12 protein-coding genes and 3 pseudogenes are annotated in these 14688 nt (G+C 62.0%); 6 read left to right on the top strand and 9 right to left on the bottom strand.

Annotated features, from left to right (window positions below):
• Positions 1-317 precede the first annotated feature (317 nt).
• Complete coding sequence (locus tag ABIF91_RS09750) at positions 318-563, bottom strand: hypothetical protein (RefSeq protein ID WP_011084811.1); 246 nt, start codon at positions 561-563, stop codon at positions 318-320.
• A 436-nt stretch (positions 564-999) separates the two neighbouring features.
• On the opposite strand from ABIF91_RS09750, the pseudogene ABIF91_RS09745 reads away from it, so the two are divergent.
• Positions 1000-1431 (top strand): annotated as a pseudogene (locus ABIF91_RS09745) (sigma factor-like helix-turn-helix DNA-binding protein); the annotation flags it as partial.
• 71 nt (positions 1432-1502) lie between these two features.
• On the opposite strand, the gene ABIF91_RS09740 reads toward ABIF91_RS09745, so the two are convergent.
• Positions 1503-2729: an IS256 family transposase gene (locus ABIF91_RS09740; RefSeq protein ID WP_038960272.1), complete on the bottom strand. Its 1227-nt coding sequence runs from the start codon at positions 2727-2729 to the stop codon at positions 1503-1505.
• A 9-nt stretch (positions 2730-2738) separates the two neighbouring features.
• On the opposite strand from ABIF91_RS09740, the gene istA (ABIF91_RS09735) reads away from it, so the two are divergent.
• Both istA (ABIF91_RS09735) and istB (ABIF91_RS09730) read left to right on the top strand, forming a co-directional pair.
• On the top strand, positions 2739-3911 hold the full coding sequence (istA, locus tag ABIF91_RS09735; protein ID WP_424579354.1) for an IS21 family transposase: 1173 nt from the start codon (positions 2739-2741) through the stop codon (positions 3909-3911).
• Between the two features lie 18 nt (positions 3912-3929).
• Positions 3930-4691 carry an IS21-like element ISFK1 family helper ATPase IstB gene (gene istB, locus ABIF91_RS09730; protein ID WP_011090937.1) on the top strand — a complete coding sequence of 254 codons (762 nt, stop codon included), beginning with the start codon at positions 3930-3932 and terminating at the stop codon, positions 4689-4691.
• Positions 4692-5495: 804 nt separating this feature from the next.
• On the opposite strand, the gene ABIF91_RS09725 is transcribed toward istB (ABIF91_RS09730), so the two are convergent.
• Positions 5496-5858 (bottom strand): hypothetical protein, encoded by a 363-nt coding sequence (locus ABIF91_RS09725; protein ID WP_014497821.1) that lies wholly within the window; start codon positions 5856-5858, stop codon positions 5496-5498.
• A 956-nt stretch (positions 5859-6814) separates the two neighbouring features.
• On the opposite strand from ABIF91_RS09725, the pseudogene ABIF91_RS09720 reads away from it, so the two are divergent.
• Positions 6815-7681 (top strand): annotated as a pseudogene (locus ABIF91_RS09720) (IS256 family transposase); the annotation flags it as partial.
• Positions 7682-7778: 97 nt separating this feature from the next.
• On the top strand, positions 7779-7955 hold the full coding sequence (locus ABIF91_RS09715; protein ID WP_424579380.1) for a hypothetical protein: 177 nt from the start codon (positions 7779-7781) through the stop codon (positions 7953-7955).
• On the opposite strand, the gene ABIF91_RS09710 is transcribed toward ABIF91_RS09715, so the two are convergent.
• Genes ABIF91_RS09710 through tnpA form a run of 4 tightly spaced genes read right to left on the bottom strand, consistent with a single transcriptional unit; the run spans position 7939 to position 10905 of the window.
• Positions 7939-8589, bottom strand: a complete 651-nt coding sequence (locus tag ABIF91_RS09710; protein WP_063712394.1) for a UPF0149 family protein — start codon at positions 8587-8589, stop codon at positions 7939-7941. The two genes, ABIF91_RS09715 and ABIF91_RS09710, sit on opposite strands and share 17 nt — an antisense overlap.
• Positions 8586-10136, bottom strand: a complete 1551-nt coding sequence (gene tnpC, locus ABIF91_RS09705) for an IS66 family transposase (RefSeq protein ID WP_035681142.1) — start codon at positions 10134-10136, stop codon at positions 8586-8588. Before tnpC ends, ABIF91_RS09710 begins: the two co-directional genes overlap by 4 nt.
• A gap of 50 nt (positions 10137-10186) precedes the next feature.
• The gene (gene tnpB / locus ABIF91_RS09700; protein WP_018273742.1) at positions 10187-10543 is read right to left on the bottom strand and encodes an IS66 family insertion sequence element accessory protein TnpB; all 357 of its coding nucleotides are present in this window, start codon (positions 10541-10543) and stop codon (positions 10187-10189) included.
• Positions 10540-10905: an IS66-like element accessory protein TnpA gene (gene tnpA, locus ABIF91_RS09695; RefSeq protein ID WP_424579117.1), complete on the bottom strand. Its 366-nt coding sequence runs from the start codon at positions 10903-10905 to the stop codon at positions 10540-10542. Before tnpA ends, tnpB begins: the two co-directional genes overlap by 4 nt.
• Positions 10906-11061: 156 nt before the next feature.
• Here tnpA and ABIF91_RS09690 point away from each other — a divergent pair.
• Positions 11062-12003 (top strand): annotated as a pseudogene (locus ABIF91_RS09690) (IS256 family transposase); the annotation flags it as partial.
• 57 nt (positions 12004-12060) lie between these two features.
• On the opposite strand, the gene istB (ABIF91_RS09685) reads toward ABIF91_RS09690, so the two are convergent.
• Entirely contained in the window at positions 12061-12828 is a 768-nt protein-coding gene (istB, locus tag ABIF91_RS09685) for an IS21-like element IS1631 family helper ATPase IstB (protein ID WP_038952109.1), read from the bottom strand.
• Between the two features lie 4 nt (positions 12829-12832).
• A complete protein-coding gene (gene istA, locus ABIF91_RS09680) occupies positions 12833-14590 on the bottom strand; it encodes an IS21-like element IS1631 family transposase (RefSeq protein ID WP_424579116.1) in 1758 nt (585 codons plus the stop codon).
• Positions 14591-14688: the final 98 nt, after the last annotated feature.

The raw sequence follows: 14688 nt of genomic DNA, 5'->3' as shown, positions 1-14688 counted from the left end.
TAGACAGTGCTCTTGCTTGAAGTTGCGCAAGATCGTGCCGAGCTCAAGGTCACCGTGGTCGGTTTCCTGGCGCGAGCGAATACCAGCGCGGCCGCCCCGTCTCGCCGCCGTCTGGGCCTGGTGTTCAGCTTCCTGGTCTCGGCCGCCAGAGGAGCTGCAGAGGCAACAGCTTTCTCGAGCGCTCTCGTTTCAGCGGGGCCGCACATGATTAGAGAAAAGTCTGCTCGACCACGCACTGGCCCGAATTTTCCACCGTATGAGGCGCCCTAAATGCCTTAACGGCGCCGGATGCTCTCGCCGCAATAGGCACAAGCGAGTCATTGCCCGGTCGACGGTGCCAGTTCAGCCCGCAAGTTGCGTATCGCCTCGTTGGCCAGATTCAAAGCATTCCGTTCGCCGTTTCTTATCGAGCACTCGAGGTAAGTGCGCAATCGGCTATGAAGGACGGCCTTCAGATTATGTGCCAGCAGCGGATCCTTCTCGACAAAGCTCCAAGCCTTGTCAAATGCGACGCTCACAACGGCATCTGGCACCTGCACCTGCTCGGAAAAGATCTGATCCATCTCTAACGCTCCTCGACATCCTGATACAAGGAAGTACCTTCTCAAAAGCAACCGGATTGTGTTGCGTGTCTCAGCACGAAAGACATCTGCTCTTCAACCTCTTCCACGCTACTCCCGGGACTTCAGGAGAGGATATAGATGCTTGTTGAAGTTGCGATGACCGAACGCCGTAATGCCCGCGCAATTCGAAGAAATTCTGAAAAGAGTGAAGCGAGTACGAGTTGTCGTGCCCTTCATTGCCGTCGTGGGCCTCTTGGTCGGTCACTGCGCGTTTCGCGGGATCGTGAGCGCGGATTTCAGGGGATCGTGAGCAGAGATTTCAGACGATCGTGAGCAACGATCGCGGGATCGTGAGCAAGGCTTTCGGAGCCTTGCAGCGCTTCGGCCGACAACTCAACCGGCTTAGGGATGACCTCGTGGTTAACGAGGAAGTCCAATGCCTACCCAGAGATTGTCGATGCGCCGGATCAAGGAAGTCCTTCGGTTAAAACATTTTCAAGGCCTGCCAGAGCGGGCCATCGCGCGGAGCGTGGGCGTCAGCAACGGCGTTGTGCACAGCTACCTGAGCCGCGCCCGCTCTGCTGGGTTGAGCTGGCCGCTTCCGGAGGGAATGACCGATGAAGACCTGGAGCTTTTGCTTTTCCCGGCCCCACGACCAGCGTCTCAGAGCCCGCAGCGGCCGGTGCCCGACTGGAGCTACATCGATAAAGAGCTCCGCCGGCGCAACGTAACCCGTCGCCTGCTCTGGGAGGAGTATCGCGCCGTTAATCCCGACGGTTTCGGGTACACGTGGTTCTGCACTACCTACGAGGCCTGGAAGGGGCGGGTCCGACCTTCGATGCGGCAGATTCATCTGGGCGGCGAGAGGGAGTGTCAGAAGTTTTGTGTAAGAGCGTCTCTGTGAGGGGTTTGCGGGGTCAGCGGACTGACCCCATGGGGTCAGTCCGCTGAGCCTGCAAAGCGCTCGCCGAACTGGATGGCAAACTGGCCCATTGCGGCCGTCCATGCAACCGGTCGTCGCCAATGGATGCCGGCATTTCTGATGGCGAGGTAAAGCAGCTTCATCGCCGCCTCGTCGTTGGGGAAGCTGCCGCGTGTTTTGATGATCTTGCGCAGCGAACGGTTCAGCGCCTCGACCGCGTTGGTGGTATAGATCATTTTGCGTATCTCCGGCGCGAAGGCGAAGAACGGAATGACGTGCTCCCACGCCCGGCGCCAGGCCGCCCCGATCGCGGGATAGCGCTTGCCCCACTCGGCTTCGAAGTCCTCGAGCCTGAGCAGAGCGGCGTCGGCATTCTCGGCATGATAGATCGCCTTGATCGAGGGAAGGATCGCCTTGCGATCCTTCCAGGACACGAAGGATAGGCTGTTGCGGATCAAATGCACGATGCAGGTCTGGACCATCGCCTTGGGAAAGACGCTGTTGATCGCCTCGGGAAAGCCCTTCAGACCGTCGACGACGGCGATCAGGATGTCGGCGACGCCGCGGTTCCTCAGATCGTTCATGACCTTGAGCCAGAATTTGGCGCCTTCGGTTTGCTCGATCCAAAGCCCGAGCACGTCTTTCTCGCCCGATGCAGTGATGCCCAGCACGACGTAGACTGCCTTGTTCTTGACCATCCCCTCATCGCGAATCTTGACCCTGAGCGCGTCGAAGAAGACCACCGGATAGATCGCTTCCAGCGGCCGGCTCTGCCATTCGCGGACCTCGTCGAGAATCGCGTCGGTGACCTTGCTGATCAGATCGGGGGACACCTCGGTGCCGTAGAGCTCGGCCAGATGGCCCTGGATCTCCCGTACCGTCATGCCCCGCCCGTAGAGACTGATGATCTTCTCGTCGAAGCCGTCGAAGCGGGTCTGGCCCTTCGCGACGATCACCGGTTCGAACGTGCCGGCGCGGTCGCGCGGCACCTCGATCTCGATCTCGCCGTCGTCCGTCAACAGCGCTTTGCTGCTTGTGCCGTTGCGGCTGTTGCCCGACCCGCGGCCCGCCGGGTCGCCCTTCTCATAGCCAAGGTGGTGGGTCAGCTCCGCACCCAGTGCGCGCTCCAGAAGCGCCTTCTTCAGTCGTCTGAAAAGCCCGTCTTCGCCGGCTAAGTCTTCTGGCTTGAGGCTGCCCCCGGCAAGAAGCTGGTCCAAAATCTCAGGTGAAAAATCCGTAGCCATGTGAGTCTCCTGTCAAAGGTAAACTCACAGAAACCATCTTACACCGAGTTACTGACACCCTCCGGCGAGAAGGTGTTCGTGGATTTCGCCGGCGACACCATCGACATCGTCGATCCCCTGACCGGGGAAGTGCAGCCGATGAAGCTGTTCGTCGCGGCGATGGGCGCTTCGAACTACACCTACGCCGAGGCCTGCCCCAGCGAGAGCTTGGCCGACTGGATCCGGGCCCACGTCAACTTGTTCACGTTTTTGAGCGGAACGCCGACGTTCGTGGTCTGCGACAACCTCAAAGCCGCCGTCAGCAACCCCGACCGCTACGATCCCGGCCTCAATCGCACTTATGCCGAGATGGCGAGCCATTACGGCACGGCCATTCTCGCCGCACGGCCGCGGCGCCCAAAAGACAAGGCGAAGGTCGAGGTCGCGGTGCAAATCGCCCAGCGCTGGATTCTGGCCCGGCTGCGCAATCAGCGCTTCTTTTCCCGGGCCGAGCTCAACGCCGCCATCAAGACACTCGTCGACGAACTCAATGCTCGTCAAATGCGTGGCTTCGGCTCAAGCCGCGCCGAACTGTTTGCCGAACTCGACAAACCCAAGCTAACCCCGCTGCCAGATCAGCCTTATGCCTTCGCACGCTGGAAGCGCTGCCGCCTCGCTCCCGATTATCATGTCGAGGTCGACGGCCATTGGTACTCCGCGCCGTATCGTCTGATTGGCGAGCTGGTCGATGCCCGTATCGACGATCGGACGGTCGAGATCTTCCACAAGGGCCAGCGGATCGCCAGCCATGCCCGCGCGCCCAACCGACGCGGACACACCACCATCGCCGACCACATGCCCAGCGCCCATCGCCGCTACGGCAAATGGACCCCCGCCGCGGTGATCGCCGCCGGCGAGCGGATCGGTCCTTCGACAGCAGCGTTTTTCCAGGCCGTGATCGACGCCCGCCCCCATCCAGAACAAGGCTTTCGAACCTGCCTTGGCATTCTGGCGCTCGTCAAAAGCTACGGCGCCGAACGCCTCGACGCAGCCTGCCAGAGGGGCATCCTCATCAAGGCGCGCTCCGTCGCCTCGATTAGATCGATCCTCCAGAACGGCCTCGATCGCACGTTCTTCGACGAATCTTTCGAGCACCAGCCCCTGCGCCACGGCAACATCCGCGGACGCGACTACTTCCACTGAAGCAAGGAGAGACCCGGCATGCTTAACCACCCAACCCACGAACGGCTGATCGAGCTTGGCCTGACCGGAATGGCCAAGGCCTTCGAGGAGCAGCGCCGATCGCCCGATCTCGAAGCCCTGCCGTTCGAAGATCGCATCGGCCTGTTGGTCGACCGCGAAGCCGCCGAACGCGACACCAGGCGGCTCACCACGCGCCTCAAGATCGCCGCACTGCGCCAGACTGCTTGCGTCGAGGACGTCGATCTGCGCACCCCGCGGGGCATCGACCGCGCCGTTTTCGCCAAACTCGTCGAAGGTCGCTGGATCGATCGCCACGAGAATTTGCTCGTCACCGGGGCAACCGGCCTGGGCAAAAGTTGGTTAGCCTGCGCGCTCGGCCACAAGGCCTGCCGCGACAACCGATCAGTCCTCTATCATCGCGTTCCAAGGCTGTTCGAGGCGCTCGCGCTCGCGCGCGGAGACGGACGTTACGCCCGGCTCCTCAAAAGCCTCGGCCGCGCTCAGCTTCTGATTTTGGATGATTGGGGACTATCGGTGCTCACCGCCGCGGAACGCCGCGATCTGCTCGAAATCCTCGAGGACCGCCATGGCCGCGCATCCACCATCGTCACAAGTCAGCTCCCCGTGGACACCTGGCATGGAGCCATTGGGGACCCCACGGTCGCCGACGCCATTCTCGATCGCCTCGTCCACAACGCCCACCGCCTCCAGCTCACCGGAGAAAGCATGCGAAAACGCAGCGCCAAAACCATCACCCTTGACGGCCAACCAGAACACTGACTCTATCTCCCATCGGCCGTAGCGGGCTGCTCACGATCGTCTGAATTCAGTGCTCACGATCGCGCGAAATCGATGCTCACGATCCGTGAAATCCGCAGGTCACCAAATTGTGGCTTTTCTTCCTTCATTCGGAAGATCGGCCCCCACGGGTTGCGGTTAAAGCCCAGCATGATGAAAAAGGCCGCCTACTCTTTTCCCACTCTCAAGAAGCGTTCAAACCGCAATGGCGCTTGTGACGTCGGATTTGGGGTGATGTAGCCTGTTCCGGATGAGACTTGTCTGCTTTGCGACAAGTCTCGACGCCTATTGCCGTGTGATATTCACCTGCGCGTGGCTTTCTGCTCCGGCCGTGGTGTTTGTTACCGGTCAGGCGCCTAAGAGAGGGAACGAGATGCAAGGGCAATTGCACTTTCCCCACGGCGGATTCTTAGTCGTTTGGCAAAGAAGGGCCGGGCGCCGTCGGTGTGGGTTCAATACGGAGTTGCGTAGGAAAGCCGGCGCAGCGTGGGATCGGCGGCGCGCTTCCGAGCTTTGCATACTTGCAGCTCGTGAAAGGCGTCGAGGGACAGCAAGGCCCAGCTAGATCGAATGCGTCGCCGGCGGCGTGAGATAGAGCAAGCCTGATTTCGAAAGTGGTGGCGAACTGTTGCCATATGAAAGGCCAGCGGAAGCGGCGCGCTTACGGACGGTGAGCCCATAAACAGCAAATGTCGATCCCTGGTGTGTGCGGCCTAAGTGTAACTGTCAGCCCAGCCATAAACGTCCGCTCAACGCCATCAATCTCCAAAAAGCGCAAATGAAATCTCAGTCCGCTGCCGCACGTGAAAGAATGAGCTTGGCGATCGTCAATCGATTGGCGGAAGTCCGCAGCGCGGCCGGTAATGCCGCCACAGTCTGATCAAAAAGGCGTCCCAGAATCTGAAGGTCCTCGGGGTGGTAAACGCCACGGTCTTGCGACAATCGCATTCGTCCGTGGCCGGTTCTTGTATCGCCAAGCTGGCCGAGCTCCAGTTCCGCGGTGATCATTTGGCCTATGAGGGCATTAAGTAATCGGATCGCTTCCAGCTCGTTGCCTTCTTCGCGCATGAGCCCAGCCACGATGTCGAGTTGCAGGTCGACGCGATCCTCGAGGTTTTGTATGCGTGAATTGGAAGGGTCAAGTTCCACGGTATTTCTCCAAAGTGGTGAAATGCAAGACAGGCGGAGTAGAGGTATCGTTTCCCGTTCGCCAAACGGCGGACGCTTCGCTGGACAAATGACTGCTGCACAGGAGGCGCTTCCGGTCCCCTGGAAGAGGGGGCACATATGTGCCGCGAAAGGATTGCAAAAGTGCAATGAGCGTCTAGGGAAAAACGAAAAGCGTTGCCGATGGCGCGGGATTTGAATGGATTCTCGAGCCGCCCAGTGCGTTCGGCAACAGCGGTGACTCTGTTCGGGGCCACACAGCTGATTGTACTGCTCTGCTTGGAGCCGCGGCAACAGCGCCGGACTGTTGAGGCGACCCGCCTGGTCAGAGCGAAAGGTCCAGCCCGCACCCCTGCGAAGGCCAACTCACCTGCCCGAGTTCTACGCTGCGGAGGCATTTACCATCGCCGAGTGTGCGTGATAGCTGTCTTCTTAGAGCAATCAAGTATCATGCCCAAAGGGGCAGGCAACGTCGTGTAGATTGCGCGCCAACTGCGACTGGTCACCGCACTGCATTCGTGCCCCCACGTGTCTTGCCGTCAAACATTGCTCGAAGCAGCCAAGAAGCACGTGATTTGCTCTGCGACCAAGTGATCCATTATCACGCGACATTCGTGAACACTGCCTTCCGTAAGCCGGCGATCGACTTATGCGGTGTTTGGCTTCAATTAGTAAAATAGAAAGTGTTGATGGGATGCATCCAGTTCGTTGATAGCGCAGGCGAGCAATCTCACCGCCTTCATCGGAGCCGGTTGATTGGTTCTCCTGCTATCCGGGCTAGGAAGCATAGGGAATGCCCGGGCAGGCGGCTGAGCCGCTGATGACCCGCCATGCTTGAGAGCGGAGCTATGCGGGAAACTGGGTGATGACGGAATGAGATAGGCGGCGTATCGAGGCGGGTGTCGAGCCTGCCAGAACCTCAAGGAGAGCGATACGCCATGAACGAGCATAGCAACATTGTCCCACTGCGTCAGCCCGATGAGATCGACGATCCACTGACGAATATTTTGCGATCTGGAGCTCGGCAGCTGCTTGCGCAGGCTGTCGAGATGGAAGCCGAGGCGTTTCTCGCCGCGATGAAGGGCTTGAAGCTTCCCGATGGCCGCGACCGCCTCGTGCGACACGGCCATGGTCCAGTGCGGACGATCCAGACGGGGATCGGCGCCGTCGAAGTCGCCCGGGTAAAGATTCGCGATCGCGCGGTGACCAGCGATGGCGAGCGGATCCGCTTCACCTCGGCGATCCTGCCGTTGTGGGCACGGCGCACGAAGAGCTTGGATGCACTTTTGCCGGTTCTGTACCTGCGAGGCATCTCGACGGGCGACTTCCAGGAGGCGCTGGCGGCGCTCTTGGGCAAGGATGCGCCGAATCTTTCTCCGGCGGTGGTTTCCAGACTGACGACGGAGTGGCAGCTCGAGTACGAGCGTTGGCAGAAGCGCGATCTGTCGGCGCGCCGGTACGTATACGTGTGGGCGGACGGCGTCTTCCTGCAGGCTCGCATGGAAGACCACAGCGAATGCATGCTGGTGCTGATCGGCGCGACGCCGGAAGGCAAGAAGGAACTCATCGGCTTCCAGGTCGGCGTGCGCGAGAGCACGCAGAGCTGGCACGAACTGCTCGTCGAGGCGAAAACCCGAGGGCTGAAGATCGCCCCGGAAATCGCCGTCGGTGACGGCGCGCTCGGCTTCTGGAAGGCGCTCGACGAGGTCTTTCCCGCCACGCGACATCAGCGGTGCTGGGTGCACAAAACCGCGAATATCTTGAACAAAGTCGCAGTGTCGGTACAGGCCAGCATGAAGAAGGATGAGCTATGGCGGAATCTGGGTGATGACGGTGTGAGGAAGGCGGCGTATCGAGGCGGGTGACGAGCCTGCCAGAACCTCTCGAGGAGAGCGATACGCCATGACCGAGACTACCAATGTTCTTGCTTTCCGTCAGCCGTCCGCGGTTGATGATCCACTGACCGATATCGTTCGTGCCGGCGCGCGGGACCTGCTTGCCAGGGCGATCGAGAGTAAACGGTACGAGAGGCCCACGGAGCCACGGACTTGGTGCGGACGGCCTACGCACCGCGCTTGAAGCGTATAGGCATCCAGAACTGCCGGAGGGCCTCGACGGTTGCTGGAATGTTGCGCCAGGCGTTTTGGATGATGGGCTGCGTTCCCAGCGTGCGCCGGGCCGGGGGTAGCAAGGGTCGACCGGCGTCGTCGATGCAATGGACCAAGATCGGCCGCAGCATAAGGTGTTCGGTTCCATTCGGGGGGAGAAGCCGCGACCAGACGAGAAGCCGAAGCTTCATGACGGCGTAGAAGCCCATGCACCAGGGCTGCGGGTCGACTTCGCCGTCCGGTGATCGCACGAACAGCGGCTCGAAGCTCTCCGGTCTCGTCGACAGCGTCTCGCTGATAGCGTTGTGGCGCATCAGCGTGGCGGCGATTGCCGAGAACTCCTCGGTGTCGTGATTGAAGGCGTCGGGATCTACGCCGAGGAGCGGGCACACCCATTCCTCGGACGCCATCGAGACCGGCCCGGCGACGACCGCGGCCACCGCGCCATCGAGCATGGAGAGCGACGTCGCCCGCGGATGCCGAAGCGTCGGCGACCTGGCGCGCTTGCTGATCCATTGCCCGAGCCGTTCGAACGACATGGCATAGTCCGCCATCGTCGTCTTGCGTGCTTTTCGCGTTCCCCGCCCTTGCTTCGGCTTCGTCATGCCACGGCCCGCTTTTCGGCTTCGCGTGCGGCCTTCCAGTTCCAGGCCAGAAGTTCGTGAAGCTGGTTGGTCTTCGTGGCGCCGCTCACCATGCGATCGAGAACGTCGACGAGATACGCCTCGGGGTCGAGGCCATTCAATTTCGCTGTGTTAAGAAGCGAAGCGAGTATCGCCCAGGTCTCGCCCCCGCCTTCGTCACCACTGAACAACGAGTTCTTTTTTCCGATCGCAATTGGCCTGATCGATCGTTCGACCGTGTTGGTGTCCGGCTCGAGCCGCCCGTCATCCAGGAACGTCGTCAGGCCCTGCCAGCGTTCGAGCATGTAGTCGATCGCCTTGATGAGCGTCGAGCGGCGGGAGATCCCGTCCTTCACCGCGATCAGACGGGCCCTCAACGCCTCCATCAGCGGCTTCGTCTCGGCCTGTCGCGTCGCGCGGCGTTCCCCAGCATCGAGACCGCGGATCCTCTCCTCGATCGCGTAGACGGCCGCAATGCGCTCGATGACCTCCGCGGCGAAGGGTGAGTTCGTCGTCTTGTGCACCCTCACGAAGTTGCGGCGCGCGTGAACGAGACAATACGCCAGCTGGATCTGGCCCGACATCATCGCATCGCCCGCCAGCGAGGCGTAGGCGGCATAGCCGTCGACTTGCAGCACGCCTTCGAAGCCGGCTAACTGCGCCACGATCTCCTTTTTGCCGCGACCACCTGCGAACACGTAGGCGACCGCCGGCGGCGCCGGCCCCTTCCACGCCCGATCGTCCGTCGCGTGCGCCCAGAACTGGCAGATCCTCGTGCGGCCGCGTCCCGGATCGAGCACTGGCATCGGCGTCTCGTCGCAGAACAGCCGCTCGAAGCCGTGCATAGTCTTCAGTTGCAGATCGTAGAGGCCCCTGACCAGCCACGCCGCGCTCCCCATCCAGCGCGCCAGCGTCTGACGGTCGACGACGACACCCTGACCCGCCAGGATCTGCGTCTGGCGATAGAGCGTCGATTGCCAGGCATATTTGGCCGCGGCGATATGCGCGATCAGCGCCGTCGTTGCCATGCCGCCCTCGACGAGCCGCGCCGGTGCCGGGGCCTGGACAATCGGGCCCTCACAGGAGCGGCAGGCGTATTTTGGACGGATCGTGCGGAGCACGCGCAGCCACGCGGGAACCCGATCGAGCGCTTCGCTGCTCTCCTCGCCGATCCGATGCATCTGCCCCGTGCAGCACGGGCACAGCGTGGACGCCGGCTCGATCACCCGCTCGACCCGAGGCAGATGCGCCGGCAGCGCGCCGATGTTGCGCTTCGCTTTGCGCCGCTCCGGCCGCGGCGCGTCCGGTTTGTCGTCATTGGCCGGGAGCTGTGAGCCGGCGGTCCGTTCCAGATCAAACGCGATCTGTTCGGCGCAGACGATCGCCGCGCGCTCCGATCGTGCGCCGAAGATCAGGCTCTTCAACGTGGCGATCTCTGCGCGCAGATCATCGTTCTCGCCTTCGAAAGCCAGCACCATCTCGGCAAGAGCCGCAGGGTCAGAGGGGAGATCTTCGGGGCGAAGCGCCATATCGCAGAGCTACACGAACGCACTCGCAATCGCCAGCAAAACAAGACGCTTCAGGCAACCTTCGTCGGCCGCTTCGTCACCTTCGGGACCACACGCGACCACTCCGCAAGACCTTCAATCAGCATCGCCAGTTGCGCCCCCGTCACCGGCATCGTACCCTCGCGAACAGGTGGCCAGGCAAAGCCCCCATTCTCCAGCCACTTCGTCGCTAGAACCATTCCCGAGCCGTCAAAAACCAGTAGCTTCAAACGATCCGATCGCTTCGATCGGAAGACATAAACGTCACCGCTGTAGGGCTTGCCGCCTAATCCCTCCGCTACCAGCGCGACAAGGCCATGAACGCCTTTACGAAAGTCAATCGGCTGCGTCGCGACGAACACACGGACCATTGGACCGAAAGAGATCATCGCGTCGATCTCACCGCCGCCAGCACGCGCTCCAGCGTCGCGGCGTCGACGCCGACGGGCACGCGCACCGTCGCGCCCGCGATCATCACCTCGATCCGCTCGGCCGGATCCGTCAGAACATGCGCCTTATCGATCGCGTTCGGCTGCGCCTCGACGGCGGCCTGGAGCCTGACTTGCACGAACTGCGGCGCTTCGCTCGACGCGAGCCGCGCCTGGCGCCGCCACACACTGAGCAGTCCCCGGTTCACCCCGTTGCGTCGAGCCACCTCGGAAATGCTCGTCTCCGGATCGGCACTCTCGGCCACGATCCGCGCCTTCTCCGCATCGCTCCAACTGCGCCGTCGCCTCTCCCCTGTGATCACCTCGATCCGCTGATAGGAGGCGGCATCATGCCCGTCTTGATGTCTGTCTTGATGAATGGAACGAGCGTCCCTCGCGTTGTCAAATCCACGCGCGAGTCTCGCTCATCCCGTCCACCTAAACGAGGTGGGGTCGTCGTACCGCTATCGATCGAGATCGAGGTTGGCGCGTTTCTGGCCAGCACGGCCAATCTGACGCTGCCCGACGGTCGAGCGCGCCTGGTCCGACATGGGCACGGTCCGGTGCGCGAGATTGCGACCGGCATCGGTCCGGTGGAGGTCGCTCGTCCCAAGGTCCGCGACCGCGGAGCGAGCGGGCCAGGCGACCGCCTCCGCTTCAGTTCGGCAATCCTGCCGCTATGGGCGCGGCGGACGAAGAGCCTGGATGCCTTGATCCCGGTCCTCTATTTGCGCGGCATCTCGACCGGCGACTTCCAGGAGGCGCTCTCGGCGCTGCTCGGCAAGGATGCGCCGAACCTGTCGCCTTCGGTGATCGCCGGCCTGAAGGCCGATTGGCAGGTCGAGTACGAACGCTGGCAGAGACGCGATCTGTCGGCGCGTCGCTATGTCTACATCTGGGCCGATGGCGTGTACCTGCAGGCCCGCATGGAAGATCACAGCGAATGCATGCTGGTGCTGATTGGCACCACGCCGGAAGGCAAGAAGGAGCTGATCGGCTTCCAGGTCGGCGTGCGCGAGAGCGCGCAGAGCTGGCGCGAACTCCTGATCGACCTGCGGCAACGCGGGTTACGGATTGCCCCGCAACTCGCCATCGGCGACGGCGCCCTCGGCTTCTGGAAGGCACTGGACGAGGCCTTTCCCGGCACGCGGCACCAACGATGCTGGTGCCATAAAGTGAGCAACGTACTCGACAAGGTCGCCAAATCCGTGCAGGGCCCCATGAAGAACGACCTGCGGAACATCTATCTGGCCCCACACCGGGCCGAAGCTGAAACCGCGATCGACGTCTTCGTCGAGAAATACCACGTCAAATACGGACGTGCGGTGGAGTGCCTGATCAAGGATCGCCATGCGCTGCTCGCCTTCTTCGACTTCCCTGCTGAGCACTGGATCCACCTACGCCCCCGCGGGTCACTTCAAATTCCTCCGGGTGTGGTCAGTCAAATTCCTCCACCCGCGAGGCAGGACAAGGGACTGTTAGTTTGAGTTTGTTTCCCGGGCAAGAGCTTCAGCGGCTTCTTTGAGCCGATAGCTGCGTCCGTCGAACTCAAGCAGATGGCAATGATGCATAAGGCGATCGAGGATCGTCGTGCTCATAGTGTTGTCCCCAAGGTATGCCCCCCAATCCTGCACGACGCGATTGGAGGTGACGATGACGCTGCGGCGCAGTTTGTAACGCTGATGGATCAGGGTCTGCAGCAAAGTGCCGGCGTCGTCGGGGATGGCGCGTGCGAGGAATAGATCGTCCAGCACGAGGAGATCGCAGTCGATGATGGTTCGCAGCCGGACCTCGCGTTGTGCCGGAGAGTTCAGGGCGTAGCGGTGGAAGAAGTCGTCGGTCTCAAGATACTGGACCTTGTGGCTTTGCAGGATCGCCTGATAGGCAATCGCCTTGGCGATGTGCGACTTCCCGGTGCCAGGTTTGCCAACAAGCAGAGCGTTCTCGCCAGCGGCAATGAACGCCAGGGTGTGGAGCTGGAAGCAGGTCTGACGTGGCAGTTTGGGATTGAAGGACCAGTCGAACTCGGCGAGCGTCAGCTTTTCGTCGAGCCCGGATTGCTGGTATCGCCGCTCGATAAGACGGGACTGACGACGGTCCAGTTCATCCTGCAGGATAAGGGAGAAGGTCTCGAGGAAGGGCTGGTTGGCGCCCTGCGCCTGGAGCACGCGCGTCTGCAGCGTGTCGCGGACACCCGACAGGCGCAGCTGTCGTAGGCAACGCTCAATTTCCGGCATGGTCATCATGTGGCTAGGTCTCCAGTTTAAGGTGAGAAGGTGCAGCGGGAGCGCTCGTGGCGCCGGAGTTGGCCGGGGTTGCGCAGGCGACACGAGCGCGGATTGCCGTGGCGTGATCGTCGTGAGCCTCGGCCTGCCGACCATTGTCGTCGGCGTCGCGCCGCACAGCGCGGCTGAAGAGGTCGCCGTATTCCGCGGGGGTACGGATCAGCGGATGATCCTGGGTGAGCGGCGATGCCGGCTGTGGCGTCACTCCAACCTGCTCGATCGCCTGTTCGAACAACCGCTCGACGGTCGCACGCACGTGCTTGTAGCGGTAGATGCGGTTGTCGATGGCGTGCGCGCAGGCCTGCTCGACCAGCCGCGCCGGATACTTCCGGCCCAGCCCGACAATGCCCCACATCGCGCGCTGTCCGGGGCGCCCTTCGGTGTCGAACACCTGCTGGCACAAGGCCCTGGTCTGCGGTCCGATGCGCTCGGCGCTCGCCAGCAGCACGGCGGTTTGCCGCGACGGGTTGAACGGCCGTTCGCTGGTCGGCAGGACGACAGAACCGGGGTGCGCCATCCGGGAATGAACACGCAGCAGCGCACGGGTGTGGCGATCACGGATCTCGATCGTGGTGGTGTAGATGCGCACGACGACCTGGCTGCCGATCGGCGCGGGCCGCGCGGCGTAATAGCTGTTGTCGACGCGTACGGTGGTGTCGTCGCAGACAGTCCGGACGACTTCGGTGAAGATGCGGAAGGGAGCGACAGGCAGCGGCCGCAGGTGCGGCTTCTCTTCCTGGAACATCGCCTCGACCTGACGGCGCGTGCTGCCGTGGATGCGTTTGGAAGCCCAGTTCTCCTCCCAGTGCCTCAAGAACTCGTTTTGCGCCTCCAGCGTCTCGAAGCGCCGTCCGGCCAGCGCAGTGCCCTGGGTATGTTGAATCGCATTCTCGACGCATCCTTTCCGATTTGGATCGGCCGCGCGCGCGGGATCGGCGACCACGGCGTAATGAGCCAGCATCGCGCTGTAAATCGGGTTGAGCTGGGGCTCGTACAAATCCGGCTTGAGGACGCCTTCCTTCAGGTTGTCGAGCACGACATAGCTGGGGACCCCGCCAAAATACCGGAACGCCTCTTCGTGGAGCTGCGCCCAGACTTGTTGGCTGGACTTCCAGACTACCCGCCGGAAGCTGCGCCGCGAGTAGCGTAGCGTCATCACGAACAGGCGGGGACGACGGTACCGCCCGCTCTTCGGATCAACCGTCGGCGCGCCCTCGCCATAGTCGACCTGAGCTTCCTCGCCGGGGAGGAACTCAAGACGATCAAACTGCTCAGGATCAGCGTGCCGCAACCGGCGCACAAACCGCTTGACACTCTGGTAGCTGGACGGAAAGCCAAATTGATCAACCAGGTCCTGGTAAATCGCCTGCGCGTTCCGCTTCAGCCGGACCTGTTCTTCGATCCACGTCCGATGCGCTTCGCAAGCCGAACGGGCCAGGCTGCTGGTGACCGTCGCTTCCGATGTCCCAAAAGCCGGTGGTCGGGGTGGAGGAATTTGGCCGTCCGCGCTCACCGAGCCGGTGGTCACTTCCCCGGGGGAATTTGCCTCCGCACCGGCCCGCAGCGCCTGATAACGCCGGATCGTCTTGCGATCGACACCCGTCAGCCGGTGAATCTCGCGCTGGCTGGTGTTGCGATCAAGTAATGTAAGTACGGTGCTTTGCAGATGTCGCTTCAAGACGTTCAACTCCCCGGCCCCTTGCTGGCTAAAGGGGTCGAACATAAACGTCCTGCCTGACCGGCTACTGCTGTTCAGCGGCGCTGACGGCGATCATCAGGTGGGGGAGTTTCAAGTGACCATACCCGGGGGATTTTGACCGA

The sequence above is a fragment of the Bradyrhizobium sp. USDA 241 genome, from assembly GCF_049739505.1.
GTDB lineage: Bacteria > Pseudomonadota > Alphaproteobacteria > Rhizobiales > Xanthobacteraceae > Bradyrhizobium > Bradyrhizobium liaoningense.
Note: the sequence above shows the minus strand (reverse complement) of the source record. Positions and strands in the feature narration are given on the sequence as shown.

Excerpts from the sequence above, each read along its gene's own strand:
- ABIF91_RS09750 (WP_011084811.1), bottom strand. The coding sequence starts at position 563 with ATGGATCAGATCTTTTCCGAGCAGGTGCAGGTGCCAGATGCCGTTGTG.
- ABIF91_RS09740 (WP_038960272.1), bottom strand. The coding sequence starts at position 2,729 with ATGGCTACGGATTTTTCACCTGAGATTTTGGACCAGCTTCTTGCCGGG.
- istB (WP_011090937.1), top strand. The coding sequence starts at position 3,930 with ATGCTTAACCACCCAACCCACGAACGGCTGATCGAGCTTGGCCTGACC.
- ABIF91_RS09715 (WP_424579380.1), top strand. The coding sequence starts at position 7,779 with ATGACCGAGACTACCAATGTTCTTGCTTTCCGTCAGCCGTCCGCGGTT.
- ABIF91_RS09710 (WP_063712394.1), bottom strand. The coding sequence starts at position 8,589 with ATGACGAAGCCGAAGCAAGGGCGGGGAACGCGAAAAGCACGCAAGACG.
- tnpC (WP_035681142.1), bottom strand. The coding sequence starts at position 10,136 with ATGGCGCTTCGCCCCGAAGATCTCCCCTCTGACCCTGCGGCTCTTGCC.
- tnpB (WP_018273742.1), bottom strand. The coding sequence starts at position 10,543 with ATGATCTCTTTCGGTCCAATGGTCCGTGTGTTCGTCGCGACGCAGCCG.
- istB (WP_038952109.1), bottom strand. The coding sequence starts at position 12,828 with ATGATGACCATGCCGGAAATTGAGCGTTGCCTACGACAGCTGCGCCTG.
- istA (WP_424579116.1), bottom strand. The coding sequence starts at position 14,590 with ATGTTCGACCCCTTTAGCCAGCAAGGGGCCGGGGAGTTGAACGTCTTG.